This window comes from Streptomyces sp. ISL-10, from assembly GCF_018614575.1.
Lineage (GTDB): Bacteria > Actinomycetota > Actinomycetes > Streptomycetales > Streptomycetaceae > Streptomyces.
In genome coordinates this window covers 93,345-109,029 of record NZ_JAGGOJ010000013.1, presented here as the reverse complement: position 1 = coordinate 109,029, position 15,685 = coordinate 93,345, and the positions used below count along the sequence as shown (strand labels likewise).

General features: G+C 71.4%; 14 protein-coding genes. 7 read left to right on the top strand and 7 right to left on the bottom strand.

Features of this window, described 5'->3' with window-relative positions:
• Window positions 1-60: 60 nt before the first annotated feature.
• Window positions 61-2,478 (bottom strand): immune inhibitor A domain-containing protein, encoded by a 2,418-nt coding sequence (locus J7E88_RS17065; RefSeq protein ID WP_215181891.1) that lies wholly within the window; start codon window positions 2,476-2,478, stop codon window positions 61-63.
• A 378-nt stretch (window positions 2,479-2,856) separates the two neighbouring features.
• Here J7E88_RS17065 and J7E88_RS17060 point away from each other — a divergent pair, with 378 nt between their 5' ends.
• Window positions 2,857-3,189, top strand: coding sequence for a hypothetical protein (locus J7E88_RS17060; protein WP_215181889.1), 333 nt, complete (start codon window positions 2,857-2,859; stop codon window positions 3,187-3,189).
• Here J7E88_RS17060 and J7E88_RS17055 read toward each other — a convergent pair.
• Together J7E88_RS17055 and J7E88_RS17050 are read right to left on the bottom strand one after the other, a co-directional pair.
• Window positions 3,178-3,969 carry an RDD family protein gene (locus J7E88_RS17055; RefSeq protein ID WP_215181887.1) on the bottom strand — a complete coding sequence of 264 codons (792 nt, stop codon included), beginning with the start codon at window positions 3,967-3,969 and terminating at the stop codon, window positions 3,178-3,180. The genes J7E88_RS17060 and J7E88_RS17055 overlap by 12 nt on opposite strands.
• Before the next feature lie 85 nt (window positions 3,970-4,054).
• A complete protein-coding gene (locus J7E88_RS17050) occupies window positions 4,055-5,620 on the bottom strand; it encodes an RDD family protein (protein ID WP_215181885.1) in 1,566 nt (521 codons plus the stop codon).
• A 229-nt stretch (window positions 5,621-5,849) separates the two neighbouring features.
• On the opposite strand from J7E88_RS17050, the gene J7E88_RS17045 reads away from it, so the two are divergent.
• Window positions 5,850-6,281 carry an SsgA family sporulation/cell division regulator gene (locus tag J7E88_RS17045; RefSeq protein ID WP_215181883.1) on the top strand — a complete coding sequence of 144 codons (432 nt, stop codon included), beginning with the start codon at window positions 5,850-5,852 and terminating at the stop codon, window positions 6,279-6,281.
• An 18-nt stretch (window positions 6,282-6,299) separates the two neighbouring features.
• Here J7E88_RS17045 and J7E88_RS17040 read toward each other — a convergent pair whose 3' ends face one another.
• Window positions 6,300-7,667, bottom strand: coding sequence for an FAD-binding oxidoreductase (locus J7E88_RS17040; RefSeq protein ID WP_215181881.1), 1,368 nt, complete (start codon window positions 7,665-7,667; stop codon window positions 6,300-6,302).
• Window positions 7,668-7,775: 108 nt separating this feature from the next.
• Between J7E88_RS17040 and J7E88_RS17035 the strand changes: the two genes are divergently transcribed.
• On the top strand, window positions 7,776-9,377 hold the full coding sequence (locus tag J7E88_RS17035; RefSeq protein WP_215181879.1) for a lipopolysaccharide assembly protein LapB: 1,602 nt from the start codon (window positions 7,776-7,778) through the stop codon (window positions 9,375-9,377).
• A gap of 437 nt (window positions 9,378-9,814) precedes the next feature.
• Here the strand turns inward: J7E88_RS17035 and hppD are convergent, their stop codons facing one another.
• Complete coding sequence (gene hppD, locus J7E88_RS17030) at window positions 9,815-10,960, bottom strand: 4-hydroxyphenylpyruvate dioxygenase (protein WP_215181877.1); 1,146 nt, start codon at window positions 10,958-10,960, stop codon at window positions 9,815-9,817.
• Between the two features lie 121 nt (window positions 10,961-11,081).
• Here hppD and J7E88_RS17025 point away from each other — a divergent pair, with 121 nt between their 5' ends.
• The 4 genes from J7E88_RS17025 (at window position 11,082) to J7E88_RS17010 (ending at window position 13,883) form a co-directional block, all read left to right on the top strand.
• On the top strand, window positions 11,082-11,564 hold the full coding sequence (locus J7E88_RS17025; RefSeq protein WP_215181875.1) for an Lrp/AsnC family transcriptional regulator: 483 nt from the start codon (window positions 11,082-11,084) through the stop codon (window positions 11,562-11,564).
• Window positions 11,565-11,667: 103 nt separating this feature from the next.
• On the top strand, window positions 11,668-12,252 hold the full coding sequence (locus tag J7E88_RS17020; RefSeq protein WP_215181873.1) for a transcriptional regulator: 585 nt from the start codon (window positions 11,668-11,670) through the stop codon (window positions 12,250-12,252).
• Between the two features lie 12 nt (window positions 12,253-12,264).
• A complete protein-coding gene (locus J7E88_RS17015) occupies window positions 12,265-12,450 on the top strand; it encodes a hypothetical protein (RefSeq protein ID WP_215181871.1) in 186 nt (61 codons plus the stop codon).
• Window positions 12,447-13,883 carry an MFS transporter gene (locus J7E88_RS17010; RefSeq protein WP_215181869.1) on the top strand — a complete coding sequence of 479 codons (1,437 nt, stop codon included), beginning with the start codon at window positions 12,447-12,449 and terminating at the stop codon, window positions 13,881-13,883. The genes J7E88_RS17015 and J7E88_RS17010 overlap by 4 nt, the downstream gene beginning before the upstream one ends.
• On the opposite strand, the gene J7E88_RS17005 is transcribed toward J7E88_RS17010, so the two are convergent.
• Complete coding sequence (locus tag J7E88_RS17005) at window positions 13,822-14,610, bottom strand: S16 family serine protease (protein ID WP_215181867.1); 789 nt, start codon at window positions 14,608-14,610, stop codon at window positions 13,822-13,824. The genes J7E88_RS17010 and J7E88_RS17005 overlap by 62 nt on opposite strands.
• 65 nt (window positions 14,611-14,675) lie before the next feature.
• Window positions 14,676-15,317: an IclR family transcriptional regulator gene (locus tag J7E88_RS17000; RefSeq protein ID WP_215181865.1), complete on the bottom strand. Its 642-nt coding sequence runs from the start codon at window positions 15,315-15,317 to the stop codon at window positions 14,676-14,678.
• Window positions 15,318-15,685 lie beyond the last annotated feature (368 nt).

The window sequence follows — 15,685 nt, the reverse complement described above, 5'->3', positions numbered from 1 at the left end:
ATCGGCCGCCGCCCGCTAGAGGGCGACGGCCGATCATGCTCTGACCTGCTGTTTTTCAAACTACTTGGTCGACGGAGCCACCTGGAGCGTGATCGTCTGGCCGCTGCGCGGCTCCTTGACGATCGAGATCTTGGTGTTGGTGTCAGTTACCTGAACACCAGCCGTCGGGTTCTCGGCGTACCAGTAGACACCCTTGCGGTCGTCGAAGACCGAGACGCCCCGCTGCGAGCCGATCCGCTGCGCCACGTCCTGCTTGTGCAGGGTGAACCCGTCGGTCCGGTACAGGCTGAACGTCGAGTCGTACGACTGGATCCTGTTGCGCATCAGCGTGCCGTCGGCCCACTTCAGCGGCTTGGCGTGGGCGTCGATCGGAAGGAGGAGACCCTGGCCCGGGTGGGCGCTGGTGTTGTTGTCCTTCTGGGAGGTGTCCCACTGCCAGATCAGCAGGCCGTTCTGGTACGGGTAGTGCTCCACCCAGCCGTCCTTCGGCGCCTTGAAGCCGAAGTTGTACGGGCCGACCTTGAGGGTCTTGTCGTACGAGACGTACTGGCGGTTCTCCGCGATGTAGTACTGCTCGTACTCCTTGGTGAAGCCCTCACCGATGCGGGAGAAGCCCGTCGCGGTCCAGCCCGCGGCCTCGCTCTCGGCGTTGTCCGAGAACAGCGGGGCGCCGTCGGCGTTGATCACGAGGGAGTCGGCGGTGAAGCCCTTGCCCGCCACGCCGCCGTCCGTCTGGTAGCGGAAGCGGACGTCGACCTTCTTGCCCGCGTAGGCGTCCAGCGCGTAGACGACCTTCTTGTGCCCGCCGGAGACACCGGTCAGCGCCGGCTTGTCACCCGCGTCGCGAGTGATGGCCTTGCCGTCGGCGCTGCCGTCCACCGGCGTCCAGTTGGCGCCGCCGTCCGTCGACACCTCGGCGTAGAGGTAGTCGTAGTCGGCCTCGATGTCCCACCAGCCGGTGAGCTCCAGTGAAGCCTTGGACTTGCCAGTCAGATCGACCGTGCGGGACAGGGTGTTCTTGAGGTCGTCACCCATGTCGCTCCACCACTGCATGGAGCCCTCAGCAGGCTTCACGACGGACGTGGTGACCTTCTTCTTCGGCAGCTCGACGAGGAGCGCCTGCGGCCTCTTGGTGTTGTACTCCGCCACGCCCAGCGTGTGGGTGGACTTCGTCGCCGCCTTGGCCTTGGTGTAGTTGAGCCAGCCCAGCTGCAGCTTGTCCCAGGCGGTCATGTCGCCGGGGAGGTCGCCGATGGAGTCCTTGCCGGTGCCGAGCCAGGAGCCGCCCGACATCAGGGTCCAGTAGCCGGTCGAGTTCTCGCCCTTGCCCGAGGTGTCGTAGTGGTCGGGCAGACCGAGGTCGTGGCCGTACTCGTGGGCGAAGACGCCGAGGCCGCCGTTCTCGGGCTGCACGGTGTAGTCGCCGACCCAGATGCCGGTGTCGCCGATCTGGGCGCCGCCGGCCTTGTTGTTGGACGGGCCGGTCCTGCCCGCGTCGGTGCCGTAGGCGTACCAGCGGTGGGCCCACAGGGCGTCGCCGCCCTGGGCGCCGCCGCCGGCGGACTCGTCCTCGCCCGCGTGGACGATCTGGAAGTGGTCGATGTAGCCGTCGGCCTCGTTGAAGTTGCCGTCGGCGTCGAAGTCGTAGCGGTCCCACTGGTCGTACTCGGCCAGCTGCCCCTTGATCTCGGCGTCGCTCCTGCCCTTGGCCTTCTGGTCGGCCGCCCAGGCGTTCACACCGTCGCGGACCGTGTCCCAGACGTTGGCGCAGTTGGACTGGCCGCAGTAGTTGGAGCCGTAACGGGCCTCGTTGTACTCGACCTTCACCCAGTCGGAGACCATGCCGTCGACCGAGTAGCGGCCGGATGAGGTCTTCTCGTAGTAGGTCTTCAGCGACTCCTTCTTCCGGCCGTCCTCGTCCTTGCCGGTGCCGAAGTACAGGTCCTCGAAGTGCTTCTGATTGTAGTCCGCCTGCCAGGCGGTCGAGTTGTCGTTCGACCGGTCGGGCTCGGCGATCCGGTTGTGCAGCGGGCCGGGCGTGCCACCGTACTTCTTGACCGGGGGCTTGGGCCCGTCCGCGCCGTCCGGGTCGAACATCGTCGCGTCGTCGACCTTGTCGCCGAACTCCACGAGGATGGTGAAGATCTTGTCGGTCTTCTCACGGGCGAGCTCGACGTACTTCTTGTCGTCGAGCTTGACGACCTTGGAACCACCGCGGGTCTGCACGGTGGCGTCGCCGGATATCAGCTGCTCCATGGCAGCCGCGCGCTGCGCCTCCTGCTGCTTGCTGAAGGGGCCTTCGAGGTCGTGGTCGACCGGGCCCTTGTGAGGCGCCGGGTCGTGCCGCTCGATGGCCGCCGGGTCCGACGACTTCTGGTTGTCGGCCTGGGCAAAGGTGAACGCCGAGGCCGTCGCGGTCGTCGCGGCGAGAGCCACGACAACCGCGGACGCTCTGAACGTCCGTCGCTTGCTGGTCACTTGATGGTGTCCTCCCCCGCGTTCCGTCGCCGCTGCGGACCGGAGTGTGGGGTCGTCCGCGCGCGCGGTATACGCGTCTCAAGTGACGACATTTGACCGGAGTTGAAGAAGAAAAGACAGTCCTTGACTTGGGCAAGCCAACTGCACTACGCAGGAGCGGAGTTCCGGAATCCGGACGATGTCGAATACGGACAACAGACGCAGAATTCCGGCCAAACGGCTGAGGGAATGACTCCATGCGCCCCCCATGCACCGGCACCATGGGTTAGGTCACGCTTACTGCCGGTTCCTCGCGGGCATGGAGACTCGTAGAGTCTTGGGGCAGTGCGCCCACTGGCCCAAGCCTTCCCCGCCCCTGTCCCGAGGACGGATACCGTGATGCCGCGTCCGACTGCCGCACAGTACGCCTACGGTTCGGCCACCGTCGTCTTCTCGACCGTCGCCCTGCTGCTGCTGACCCGCACGACGGGCGGCATCGCCATCGCCGCGATCGGTGTCCTCGCCCTGGCACTCGGCCTCGCGGTCGCACTCGCCCTGCCCGTGCGCCGCTCCACCGCCCACGGGCAGCCCGCCGCCCGCGAGGCGGACCGCGCCGCGGCCAACCATGCATCCGCCCCTGCCACTTCGGCGGCAGCCCACGACGGTCTCACCACCCGGGTGCCGGCGCCCCGCGCCCGGGCCGGAGTCGCCGGGCACTCGCTACGCCGCTGAGACGACGACCGTCTTTCCCGCCTTGTCGTGCAGGCCCTGCTTGTAGGGCTTGTCGGTCAGCACGGTGATGAGGATGACCAGCCACCAGACGCAGTAGCAGCACACCAGCGCGGGCACCCACAGCACGACGGCACGCATCAGCGCGGAGCTCGTGTCGGGCGTCCGGCCGTCGTTGAGCATCGCGACCCGCAGCTTCATCAGCCGCTTGCCGACGGTCTGGCCGTTCCTCTTCGTCATGATCGTGTCGTAACCGATGTACGCGACCAGGGAGATGAGCGTCACCAGCCACTGGCGGCCCGTGTTCACCTGGTCGGTGATCTCCTCCCAGTCGTCGCCGTCCGTGGTGAGGTCCCAGCCGCCGATCAGCAGCGAGATCCCCGCGAGAGGGATCGCGATGATCAGAATGTCGACGAGCCGTGCGACGAACCGCTTGCCGAACTCGGCCAGCGGCGGCATTCCGGCGAGCGGATCGGCACCACCGTAGGCACCCCCGAAGGCATTCGGACCGTACGGAGGAGGCGTGCCGCCACCGTACGGGCCGCCACCGCCGTACGGGCCGCTCGGCGCGCCGGCGCCGCCGCCGGGGGTGTCGTAGGGGGAACCGCCACCGGGCGGCGGCCCGCCCGGGCCACCTGGCCCGCCTGGCCCGCCGTAAGGAGAGCCGGGCGGCGGGCCCTGCCCCGCGCCGCCTCCGTCACCGCCGGGCCTGGGCTCCTGCGGCCTCTTGCGGAACGGGTCGTCATCGGGCGGCGGACCGGGCGGCGGCTGATCGTTGCTCATGGGGGCAGTGCATACCGCCGCAAAGGGGCCCGCAACGCCTCGCGCGCGTTCGGGGGAACGCGCGCGAGGCGGAGTACGGCAGGGGTCAGCCGGTCACGAACGTGTGCGCCGCCTTGTCGTGCCAGCACTGCCGCCACGGGCGGTCGAACAGGCACCACAGCACATTGAGCACACCGACGACGAGGATGCCCAGCACGCTGTAGACCAGCCAGCGGCGCAGCGCGGCGCCGAACGCCGGCGGTTCGTGCGACTCGATGTCGAGCACCTTCACACCGCACAACTTCTTGCCCGCCGTGCGGCCCCACTTGGCCGTCGGCAGGGCCTCGTACAGCACGCCGAGGACGAGGAGCGCGCCGAGGACGATGCCCAGCTGGCCCGCGGTGGTGCCGTCGATCAGCCAGACCGTCACCGTTTCGCCGGACAGCTTCGCCGCATCGATCTTGTCGTTGACGTGGGCGACGGCGCTGGTGACCACCGGGACGGCGACGGCGCCGACGAGCGCGCCGAGCACCAGGGTGTCGATGAGCCGGGCGGCGAACCGCCTGCCGAGGGAGGCAGGGCGGGCGTTCGCCTGGGCCTGGGCAACAGCCAGGAACGGGTCGTCGACCGGGGGCTTCCACGGCAGGACCGGCTGCTCGCCGTCGGTGGACGCCGAGCCGGACTGGGCGAGCTGGTGCACCTGCTGCGCCCAGGACGTGGCGCCGCCGCCGGGGCCGTTGGTGACGGGCGTCTGCGGCGCGGCGCTCTGGGCGGCCGGTGTCTGCGGCTGCATCGACTGCTGCTGGGGCGACTGCGGCTGCATCGAGTGCTGCTGCGGGGCAGGCGACGGGGCCGGGGGCTGCTGCCGGGACTGCGTGGGAACGGCCGGCTGCGGCTGCTTCGGGGGTGCGGCGGCGTCGGCTCCGAGCGCGCGGATCGTCATGGTGCCTTCGGGCTGCTCCCCGGCTGCCGCGCCGCCGGGGCGCTGCGTGCGCATCGCGACCGTGTGATCGGCCGGCGGGCGGCCCGCGGGGCCGTCACCACCCGACGGAGCGCCGGACTCGCCGCCACCGGCGCCGGGGCGCAGGGCCCGGATGGCGACCGTGCCGTCGGTGAGGGGTCCGTCGGCGGCGGACGGCGCGACCGGGCGGACGTCGCCGGGGGCGTCGCCGCGGTCGGTGCCGCTCCGCGGGGCGACCGAGCGCATGCCGGGCAGCCGGCCGCCGCTCGGGTCGACCGAGCCATCGGGCTCGGCCGGCCGGCGCGGGTCGGCGCCGGCGTCGGGGCGGTCGGCGGTACGCGGGTCCTGGGCGCCGCCCCAGGAGACGCGGTTGTCCAGCTCGCCGCCGAAGCCCGACTGGCGGGAGGTGTCGGCGTGCCAGGCGGACGCGGGTTCGGGGCGCGACGGTGCGGCGTCGGGCTCCTCGTCGAGGAAGACCGGCCCGGTCTCCTCCACGGCCGCCGGAGCGGGCGCAGGCGCAGCAGGGGCCGGCACGGAGGCCGCCGCCGCGGGCGGCGTGGGCATCTCCTCGTCCGGCTGAGGGGCCGGCCTGCTCGTACCGGGCACCCAGGCGACGCCGTTCCAGTACCGGACATATCCGGGAATGGAGGGGTCCGGGTAGTAGCCGGGGGCGGGGCTGCTGTCGCCGGTGGCCGGGGTTGGGGCGCTCATCACCGTGGTCCCGTATCTCTTCGAGGCCTCAATTCAAGGCTCCACATCTATCAGACCCTCGTGCACACCTGGGCCGGTCCTTCGGTAACGACCCCTTTCCGGTGAGGGCACGGCAACGGAAAGTTATCACCGGAAGTCGCGTAAGAGCCGTGGGGGAAGCCGCTCTCTTCCTGTGAGGTCCGCTGCGGGCGGGCCTGTCGCCGACAGAGAAGAGATGAGGAACACGACGATGAAGAACACCGTGGTGGAGCGCGAGCTGGAGCTGAAGCTGGTGCTGTCGTCGGAGCGCAGCATCCCCGTGCCGGCCCGGCTGACGTACCGGACCGACGACCCCTACGCCGTGCACATCACCTTCCACATCGGCTCGGACCACCCCGTCGACTGGACATTCGCCCGCGAGTTGCTCGTCGAGGGGGTGCTCCGGTCGTGCGGCAGCGGTGACGTGCGGGTGTGGCCGTCGAAGTCCGAAGGCCGCAGCGTCATCATGATGGCGCTGAGTTCACCCGAGGGTGACGCCCTGCTGGAGGCGTCCTCCCCGGTGGTGTACGCCTGGCTCGAGCGGACGCTGCGCGTGGTCCCGCCAGGCACCGAGGCGGAGCAGCTCGGCATCGACGACGGCCTGGCCGAACTGCTCGCCCCCACCAGGACGGAGGACGCGTGACGGAGGGAGGGTGAGGGCTCAGAACAGCTTGCCGGGGTTGAGAATCCCGAGCGGGTCGAAGGTCCGGCGAATACCGCGCTGCAACTCCAGGCCCACCGGACCCAGTTCGCGTGCCAGCCAGTCCTTCTTCAGCACGCCGACGCCGTGTTCGCCGGTGATGGTTCCGCCCAGCTCCAGACCGAGCGCCATGATCTCGTCGAAGGACTCGCGGGCCCGCCGCGACTCGTCGGGGTCGAGGTGGTCGAAGCAGACGACGGGATGGGTGTTGCCGTCACCGGCGTGCGCACAGACGCCGATGGTGAGGCCGTACTTGTCGGCGATCGCGGCCGTCCCGTCGATCATCTCGCCCAGCCGGGAGCGCGGTACGCACACGTCGTCGATCATCGTCGCCGACTTGACGGTCTCCAGCGCCGTCAGGGACAACCGGCGGGCCTGGAGCAGCAATTCGGACTCGGCGGCGGAGTCGGCGGGCACGACCTCGCTCGCCCCCGCGGCCTCGCAGAGCGCTGCCACGGCAGTGAGGTCGGCGGCCGGGTCGGCGGTGTCGAAGGCACAGAGGAGCAGCGCCTCGGTGCTCTCCGGAAGACCCATGTTCGCCAGCTTGTTGACCGCCCGGACAGTGGTGCGGTCCATGATCTCCAGCAGCGACGGTGTGTGGCCGCGCTCCATGATCGCGCAGACGGCGTCGCAGGCACTCGTCGCGGAGGGGAACTCGGCGGCCAGCACGAGCTGGGCGGGCGGCTGCGGCTTGAGCGCCAGGACCGCTTCGACAACGATGCCGAGGCTGCCCTCGGAGCCGACGAACAGCCGGGTGAGGTCGTAGCCCGCGACGCCCTTGGCGGTGCGCCGGCCCGTGGTCAGCAGCCTGCCGTCGGCGAGGACGACCTTCAGGCCCAGCACGTATTCGGCGGTCACCCCGTACTTGACGCAGCACAGGCCGCCGGACGCGGTGCCGATGTTGCCGCCGATGGTGCACATCTCCCAGCTGGAGGGGTCCGGCGGGTAGTACAGACCGTGCTCGTTCACCGCCCGGGACAGCACAGCGTTGACGACCCCGGGCTCGACGACGGCGATCCGGTCGACCGGGTTGATCTCCAGGATCCGGTCCATCTTGGTCAGCGACAGCACGATGCACCCGTCTGAGGCGTTGGCCGCGCCCGACAGCCCCGTGCGGGCGCCCTGCGGGACCACCGGCACGCGCAGTGCGGTCGCGGTGCGCATCACATGCTGGACCTGCTCGACGGTGCGAGGCAGGACCACGACGGCGGGACGGCCCGCGTCGCAGAAGCTCGCCATGTCGTGTCCGTACGAGGTGGTCACGTCCGGGTCGGTGATCAGGGCCTCGGCCGGCAGGCCGGTACGCAGCCGTTCCAGGAGATCGTCCATGATCCCAGCGTCGCACCAGGGGCCATCGGTGTGAACCCGTCCGCCTTCCGCTTCGCACAGCCGAGTGTGTTCTTCGTATGGGCTGTCCGCTGACGCACAGTGAGCGCCATGAAGAGCGAAACCCTGAAGAACGCCGCTGTCAGCACGCTGGCCGGCGCGACGCTGGTCACCGGGGTGATCCTGCTCGCGCCCGGATGGGGGGAGGAGGAGAGTCCGCGGCCCGTGGCCCGCGCGATGGCCGCGGCGGGGGCGGGCGCGCCGGCCGCCCCCGCGGATCTGAAGGCGCTGATCGACGACCGTGAGGCATGGCTGCGCGGCCATTCGCGTGACGCAGGGTCATGGGCGGTGCTCGGCGCGGCGTACGTGGAGCGGGGCACGCGCATGGCTCGGCCGGCGGACTTCCCGAAGGCGGAGCGTGCGCTGAGACGCTCGCTGGCCCTAGGGGCGGCCCGGGACGGGGACGTCCGCGCGCTGGTGGGGATGGCGGCACTGGCCAACGCCCGGCACGACCATGTCGCCGCAAGCGTGTGGGGCGAGCGCGCGCGCAGACAGCAACCCAAGGCGTGGACGGTCTACCCGGTCCTTGCCGACGCCTACAACGGGCTCGGGAACCACAAGCTCGCCGCCCGGGCGACGGACACGCTGCAGAAGCTGCATTCGGGTCCCCAGGTGCAGGGCCGTGAGGCGCAGCTCTACCGGGACAAGGGCTATCGCGAGGACGCGGAGGCCCTCGCGTACGACGCGACGGTGACCGCTGGCACGTCCCCGGAGAAGGCCGCCGGGCTGCTCCGCCAGGGCGACCTGGCCTGGGAACGGGGCGAGGCCGCCGAGGCGGTGGGCCACTACGACGCGGCGCTGGAGGAGGACCCGGAGGCCCACCGGGCGCTGGCCGGCCGGGCCCGTGCCCTGGTGGCGCTGGGCCCTGTGGACGCGGCGCAACGCGACTACGAGGAGGCACTGGAGAAGGCACCGCAGCCGGAGTACGCCCTGGAGGCGGGCGAGCTGGCCGAGTCGCTCGGCCAGGACGGGGACGCCGCGACCCACTACGCCCGCGTGCGGGCGCTGGTCGAGGAGGCGCGTGCCCACGGGGTCGACAACGATCTGGTGCTGGCGCGGTACGAGGCGGACCACGGCGACCCGGCGACGGCGGTACGCCGGCTCCAGGGCGAATGGCGGCGCGGCCACCGCAGCGTGTACGTCGCGGACGCGATGGGCTGGGCGCTGTACCGGGCGGGCCGGGCCGAGGACGCGCTGCCGTTCGCGAAGCTCGCCACCGGCCAGGGGCAGCGCAGCGCGCTGTTCGCGTACCACCGGGGCGCGATCGAGCGGGAGCTGGGCGCGTACGGCCCGGCGCGGCGGCACATCGAGGAGGCGCTGCAGACGAACCCCCAGTTCTCGCCACTGCACGCACCGATGGCTCGCGAGGCGCTGGACGCACTCGGCGAACCGCCGCCGGGCGGCCCGGTGGACATGGACGGGGACGGCCCGGACGCGACGGAGGAGGCGGCGGCGTCCGACGAGGCGGGGCCTGCGTCCGACGAGGCGGAGGCGGAGGCGGGGCCGTCGACCGCCGAGGCGGAGGCTTCGGTGGTGCCGCAGCAGCCGGTGGCGCAGCCGTCGGCGTCGGCTTCACCTGCCGCTGCCACAGCTCCTGCCGCGCCGGGGGCGGTGTCGGTGGGGCCGACGGCGCAGGCCGCCGGGGGGAGTTGATCTCCCCCACCCCGCCCTCCCCCTGCGGCCTGGCGGCCGCGGGAGGTGCCCCGTCCCGAAACGGGGGCTCCGCCCCTGCCCCGGTGTGGCCTAGGGCCATGGACCCGGACGGGGTGGGCCGCCGCTGCACGGCGACCACCCCGTCATCGGATCAGGCCCGACTGGGCCACTCCGCCCGGCTGGCCATTTCCGGCCCCACCGACGATGGAGGCGCACCGCTCGGGCGGAGCCCCGACAAGAGCCCGGCGCACACCGAACCCCACCGCAAACGCAGGCACAAGAGCACAAGAAGGCCAGCCCCGAACCGGCCCCGCCGACGATGGAGGCGCACCGCTCGGGCGGAGCCCCGACAAGAGCCCGGCGCACACCGAACCCCGCCGCGACCCACGCGCAAGAGCACGGGGGCAGCGCACCCGGACGCGGCGCGGGGTCGGGCCCTACAGGTTGCCGCGCTTCGCCTGCTCGCGTTCGATCGCCTCGAAGAGCGCCTTGAAGTTGCCCTTGCCGAAGCCCATCGAGCCGTGCCGTTCGATCATCTCGAAGAAGACGGTCGGGCGGTCCTGGACCGGCTTGGTGAAGATCTGCAGCAGGTAGCCGTCCTCGTCGCGGTCGACGAGAATCTTCAGCTCCCGCAGCGTCTCGACCGGCACCCGGGTCTCGCCGGCCCACTCGCCAAGGGTGTCGTAGTACGAGTCGGGGGTGTCGAGGAACTGGACACCGGCGGCCCGCATGGTGCGCACGGTGGCGACGATGTCGTTCGTGGCGAGCGCGATGTGCTGCACACCCGCGCCGCCGTAGAACTCCAGGTACTCGTCGATCTGCGACTTCTTCTTCGCGATCGCCGGCTCGTTGATCGGGAACTTCACCTTCAGCGTGCCGTCGGCGACGACCTTCGACATCAGTGCGGAGTACTCGGTGGCGATGTCGTCGCCCACGAACTCCTTCATATTGGTGAAGCCCATGACCTTGTTGTAGAAGCCGACCCACTCGTTCATCCGGCCGAGCTCGACGTTGCCCACGCAGTGGTCGATGGCCTGGAACGTGCGCTTGGCCGGCGGCTCGACGATCGGGTCGGCGGAGACGAAGCCGGGCAGGTACGGGCCGTCGTAGCCGCTGCGCTCCACGAGCGTGTGGCGGGTGCTGCCGTACGTGGCGATGGAGGCGAGCACCACGGTGCCGTTCTCGTCCTTGACGTCGTGCGGCTCGACGATGCCGGTGGCACCGTGCTCGACGGCGTATGCGTAGGCGGCGCGCGCGTCCGGCACCTCGATGGCGAGGTCGACGACCCCGTCGCCGTGGGCGGCGACGTGGTCCGCGAGGAAGTGGCCCCAGTCGGTGGACGCCTTGATCACGGAGGTGAGGACGAAGCGGGCGGCGCCGTTGGTGAGGACGTAACTCGCGGTCTCGCGGCTGCCGTTCTCCGGTCCGGAGTAGGCGACGAGCTTCATGCCGAAGGCCGTGGAGTAGTAGTGAGCGGCCTGCTTGGCGTTGCCGACGGCGAAGACGACCGCGTCCATTCCCTTCACCGGGAAGGAGTCGGCCTCACGCGCGGTGTCCGGGGTGTGATGCGTGGTCTCAGTCATGGCAGCAGGCTCCCCCTGCTCCGCAAGGTGCGCAATAGTTGGCTTGTCGACTGGACAATGTGCTCAGCCGGACCGGCGGGTCGCCGGACGTTGTGTACAGGATGACCATTGGGGAGGGGCCATGGCGATCGATCATCTGGACGGGCGGCTCATCGTGCTGCTCGCCCGCGAACCGAGGATCGGGGTGCTGGAGGCGTCCCGGCGGCTGGGGGTCGCGCGCGGCACCGTACAGGCACGCATGGACCGGCTCCAGGCGAACGGCGTGATCAGGGGCTTCGGGCCGGACGTCGATCCGGCGGCGCTGGGCTACCCGGTGACCGCGTTCGCGACTCTGGAGATCAAGCAGGGACAGGGTTCCGACGTGCGGGCGCACCTGGCGACGGTGCCGGAGGTGCTGGAGCTGCACACGACCACGGGCCACGGTGACATGCTCTGCCGGCTCGTCGCGCGTTCCAACGCCGATCTGCAGCGGGTGATCGACCTGGTCGTCGGCTTCGAGGGGATCGTGCGGGCGTCGACGGCGATCGTGATGGAGAACCCGGTGCCACTGCGGATCATCCCGCTGGTGGAGCAGGCGGCAAGGGACTCGACGGCCGACCGCTGAGCGAGGCGGGACGCACAGACGCGCCGCACCAGGAACGCCGTTGCAAAGAAGGTTGTGCAAAAAAGTCGTTGCAAAGGATCCTTTGCAACGCTACCTTTGCGTCATGACCGAGGACGAGACGCCGAAGGTTCGCACGCTCGACCCGCACTCGCTGCGCGGTCTGGCCCATCCCCTGCGCATGCGCCTCCTGTCGGTGCTGCGGCACGATGGGCCCGCCACGGCGTCCGGGCTGGCGGAGAAACTGGGCGAGTCGAGCGGCGCCACCAGTTACCACCTGCGCCAGCTCGCCGCCCACGGCTTCGTCGAGGACGACCCCGAGCGCGGCAAGGGCCGGGAGCGGTGGTGGAAGGCGTCGGCGCACGGCACCCGCTTCGACGACACCCTGCTCAGCAACCCGGACCCGGCGGTGCGCGGCGCCGCGGACCTCTTCATCCACGAGATCGCGACCACGCACACCCAGGAAGTCGCGACCTGGCTCGGCACCATGGACGACTGGCCCGAGGAGTGGCGGCGCAGCGCCGACCTCAGCGACTTCACGCTGCGACTGACCGCCGCGCAGGCCTGCGAACTCAGGGACAAGCTCCACGAGCTCATCGAGAGCTACCGGAACCTCGCGCCCGCCCCCGGCACCGAGGGCGTCGCCCAGGTCCGTCTGCACACGCACGCATTCCCGCGCACCACCGGCTGAGGGGACACGGACATGCACGCCGACATACACCTGCGGCTGCACGAACTGCGCGCCGACGAGCTGCGCGCGGAAGCCGCCGACCACGTGCCGCGCGAGCGGCTGCGTACGCAACTGGGCTGGACCTTAGTCGAATTGGGCCTCCGACTCCTGGAGCAGCCCCATCGCGGACCGGCCCGGCGCGCGATCCGTACGGCATGAGCGGGCCGGGGGGACCGAAAGGCGCGGCCCGCGCCGGCGGCCGCCGACCGCTCGCCGCCGTCCTGGCGGCCAACTCGGTGTCCATCAGCGGCAATTCACTCACGCTCATCGGCGTCCCGTGGTTCGCCCTGGAGACCACGGGCAGTCCCGCGAAGGCCGGCCTTGTCGCCTTCTGTGCGACCCTGCCGGTGGTGGTCTCGGCGATCATCGGCGGCCCGGTCATCGACCGGGTCGGCCGCCGCCGGGTCAGCGTCGCCACCGACCTGGTCTGCGCCGCCGCCCTCGCCGCGATCCCGCTCCTGCACCACGCGGGCGCGCTGCGGTTCTGGATGCTGTGCGCGCTGATGGCTGTCATGGGCCTGTTCCACGCACCCGGCGAGACCGCCCGCCACGTCCTGGTGCCCGACCTCGCCGAGCGGGCCGGTACGAGTCTGGCCCGCGCCGCGAGCCTGTTCGACGCGGTCTCGCGCGGCGCGCGTATGACCGGGGCGGCGCTGGCCGGCGTACTGATCGCGCTGATCGGCGCGGAAGCCGTCCTGCTCGTGGACGCGGCCACGTTCTGCGGCTCGGCGCTGCTGGTCTCCGTCGGCCTGCGCGGCGTGCGCGCCGCCGAGCCCGAGCGGGACGCGCCCCGCATCTCCCTCGCCGCCTATCGGGGCGAACTGCGGGAGGGGTACGCCTTCCTGCTGCGCAGCAGGCTGCTGCTCGGCGCCGTTCTGATGGTGATGCTCACCAACGGCCTCGACCAGGGCTGGAGTTCGGTGCTGCTGCCCGTGCACGCACGCGAGAACCTGGGCGGCGCACGCGACCTCGGCCTGCTCGCCGCCGTCTTCGGCGGCTGCGCGCTGCTCGGCGCACTGCTGTACGCAGCAGTCGGGCACCGCTTTCCCCGGCGGGTGCTGTTCACGGTCGCGTTCATCCTGTGCGGGCTGCCGCGGTTCGTGGTGGCCGCGCTGGTGGACGGGACCGCGCCGCTCGCCGCCACGATGGCGGTCGGCGGGCTGGGGGCGGGCATGCTCAACCCGATCCTGACGACCATGATGTACGAGCGCATCCCGGACGGGCTGCGCAGCCGCGTCGCGAGCACGACGACGGCCGGGGTGCTGATGACGACACCGCTCGGCGGCCTGGCGGCGGGCTATCTGATCGAGCGGTCGGGCCTCGTGGCGGCGCTGCTGGTGCTGGGCGGGCTGTATTTCCTGGCGACACTGGCACCGGCGGTGTTCCCGTCGTGGCGGGAACTGGACGCGGGGGCGGACGGGTCACAGGAGTCGCGTACGGACTCGGACGGACCGCCCGGAAAGGTGAACGTCACCGGGCCGGGAGAGGTCAACGGCACCGGTAAGGACACCGGGCAGGACGCCGTCGGTGTCAGCAGCTCGGGACCTTCCCGCCCCGCTCCAGCGCCCGCAGCGAATCGACCGCGCCCTTGAGCGTGGTGACCGGAATCAGCCGCATCCCCGCAGGCAGTTCCGCCTCGGCGTCCGCGCACTCGTCCTTCGGGACCAGGAACACCGTCGCGCCGTCCCGCTTGGCCGCCAGGGTCTTCAGCGACACGCCCCCGACCGGGCCCACCTCGCCGTCGGCGGTGATCGTGCCCGTACCGGCGATGTCACGACCGCCGGTGAGGTCGCCGCCCGCGCCGTCGCCGTCGAGTTTGTCGACGATGCCCAGGGAGAACAGGAGGCCGGCACTGGGGCCGCCGACGTCGGCCAGATGCAGCGAGACCTTCACCTTCGCGGGGTCCACGCCGAGATGGTCGAGGGCGGCGCGGGTGGCGACGTCCTGCGACCGCTCCATGTCGCGGACGTTGTGCCGCTCGATCTCCTTGTCGGACTTGCCCGCCGGGTAGACGGCATCGCGGGGCAGCACCGCGCGGTCCGTACGGAACCACCCGTCGACGACATCACCGAGGTCGACCTCGGCGGACGGTCCGCTCGCCACGATAGTCGTCATGCGCAGGGAGCCCTCCGTCCTGCGCGTCGGAGCCCCGGAGATCGTGATGATCTGCCGCCCCTGGTCCTTGCCGAGCACGTCCGCGGTCATCCCGGGCTGCGCGACGACGTACGGCAGCGGCGCGAGCCCGGCGACGGCGAGCAGCGCGACGACGGGCAGGGCGCACAGGGCGAGGGCGCGGGGGCGCGTGAGACTGGAGAGCACGGGTGCCAATCTATCCGCCCGCGCTCCCCGTGCTCCGGGGGGCGTGATCCCCCGGAGCCGACCGGTCAGCGCAGGGCGTCCGCGACCTCGCGAGCCGCGTCCAGTACGCGCGGGCCGACCCGCTCCGGAACCGCGTCCGCCAGCATGACGACACCGACGCTGCCCTCTATCCCGGTCACGCCCACGAGCGCCGCGGCCGCGCCGCACGCGCCCGCCTCCAGCTCGCCGTGCGTGAGGGTGTAGCCGGGCTCCGCGGCCCCGTTCTGGCGCGCGGCGAGGATCGCCTTGCCGGCCGCCCCCCGGTCCAGCGGGTGCCGGAAGCCCGCCCGGTAGGCGACGTGGTAGTCGGTCCAGGTCGGTTCGACGACGGCGACCGCGAGGGCCTCCGCGCCGTCGACCAGGGTGAGGTGGGCCGTTGCCCCTATGTCCTCGGCGAGCGAGCGCAGGGCGGGCATGGCCGCTTCCCGCACGAGCGGGTGCACCTGCCGGCCGAGCCGGAGCACACCGAGGCCGACCCTGGCCCGGCCGCCGAGGTCACGTCGGACCAGGGCGTGCTGCTCGAGGGTGGCGAGCAGACGGTAGACGACGGTCCGGTTGACGCCGAGCTTGTTGGACAACTCGGTGACGGTCAGCCCGTGGTCGGTATCGGCGAGCAGCTTGAGGACACGTAGTCCCCTGTCGAGCGTCTGGGAGGTTTCCGCGGTCACGACGCCCTCTCCTTCGGAGTGAGTGACGGCGGTCCTCGTAGAGATGTCGCGACACCGGTCCCATCGGCGACGCACCCAGAGGCCGCCGGCAGGCCATGGCACACCGACTGCGCTCCGCGGCGGCGCTGCCACGGGGCGTTTGTATTGCGGGGACAGTAGCGACCGGCACCGCTCAGCGGAAGGCCTCGTCCAGAATCCGGGCGATCTTCGGCCGACGACGGGTTATCGGTTCCCAAAGGGACCGGTCCGGGGGGAGGCGAGCCGGCCGGCGCGCAGGCGGACGGACGGCGGGCGGGCGAGCAGGCGAACCGGCAGACGGCGGACGGCGGACGGCGGACGGCGGACGAGTGGGCGAGTGGGCGAGTGGA

Excerpts from the sequence above, each read along its gene's own strand:
- J7E88_RS17040 (WP_215181881.1), bottom strand. The coding sequence starts at position 7,667 with ATGGACGATCTCCTGGAACGGCTGCGTACCGGCCTGCCGGCCGAGGCC.
- J7E88_RS17055 (WP_215181887.1), bottom strand. The coding sequence starts at position 3,969 with ATGAGCAACGATCAGCCGCCGCCCGGTCCGCCGCCCGATGACGACCCG.
- J7E88_RS17060 (WP_215181889.1), top strand. The coding sequence starts at position 2,857 with ATGCCGCGTCCGACTGCCGCACAGTACGCCTACGGTTCGGCCACCGTC.
- J7E88_RS17010 (WP_215181869.1), top strand. The coding sequence starts at position 12,447 with ATGAGCGGGCCGGGGGGACCGAAAGGCGCGGCCCGCGCCGGCGGCCGC.
- J7E88_RS17015 (WP_215181871.1), top strand. The coding sequence starts at position 12,265 with ATGCACGCCGACATACACCTGCGGCTGCACGAACTGCGCGCCGACGAG.
- J7E88_RS17050 (WP_215181885.1), bottom strand. The coding sequence starts at position 5,620 with ATGAGCGCCCCAACCCCGGCCACCGGCGACAGCAGCCCCGCCCCCGGC.
- J7E88_RS17035 (WP_215181879.1), top strand. The coding sequence starts at position 7,776 with ATGAAGAGCGAAACCCTGAAGAACGCCGCTGTCAGCACGCTGGCCGGC.
- J7E88_RS17020 (WP_215181873.1), top strand. The coding sequence starts at position 11,668 with ATGACCGAGGACGAGACGCCGAAGGTTCGCACGCTCGACCCGCACTCG.
- J7E88_RS17045 (WP_215181883.1), top strand. The coding sequence starts at position 5,850 with ATGAAGAACACCGTGGTGGAGCGCGAGCTGGAGCTGAAGCTGGTGCTG.
- J7E88_RS17025 (WP_215181875.1), top strand. The coding sequence starts at position 11,082 with ATGGCGATCGATCATCTGGACGGGCGGCTCATCGTGCTGCTCGCCCGC.
- hppD (WP_215181877.1), bottom strand. The coding sequence starts at position 10,960 with ATGACTGAGACCACGCATCACACCCCGGACACCGCGCGTGAGGCCGAC.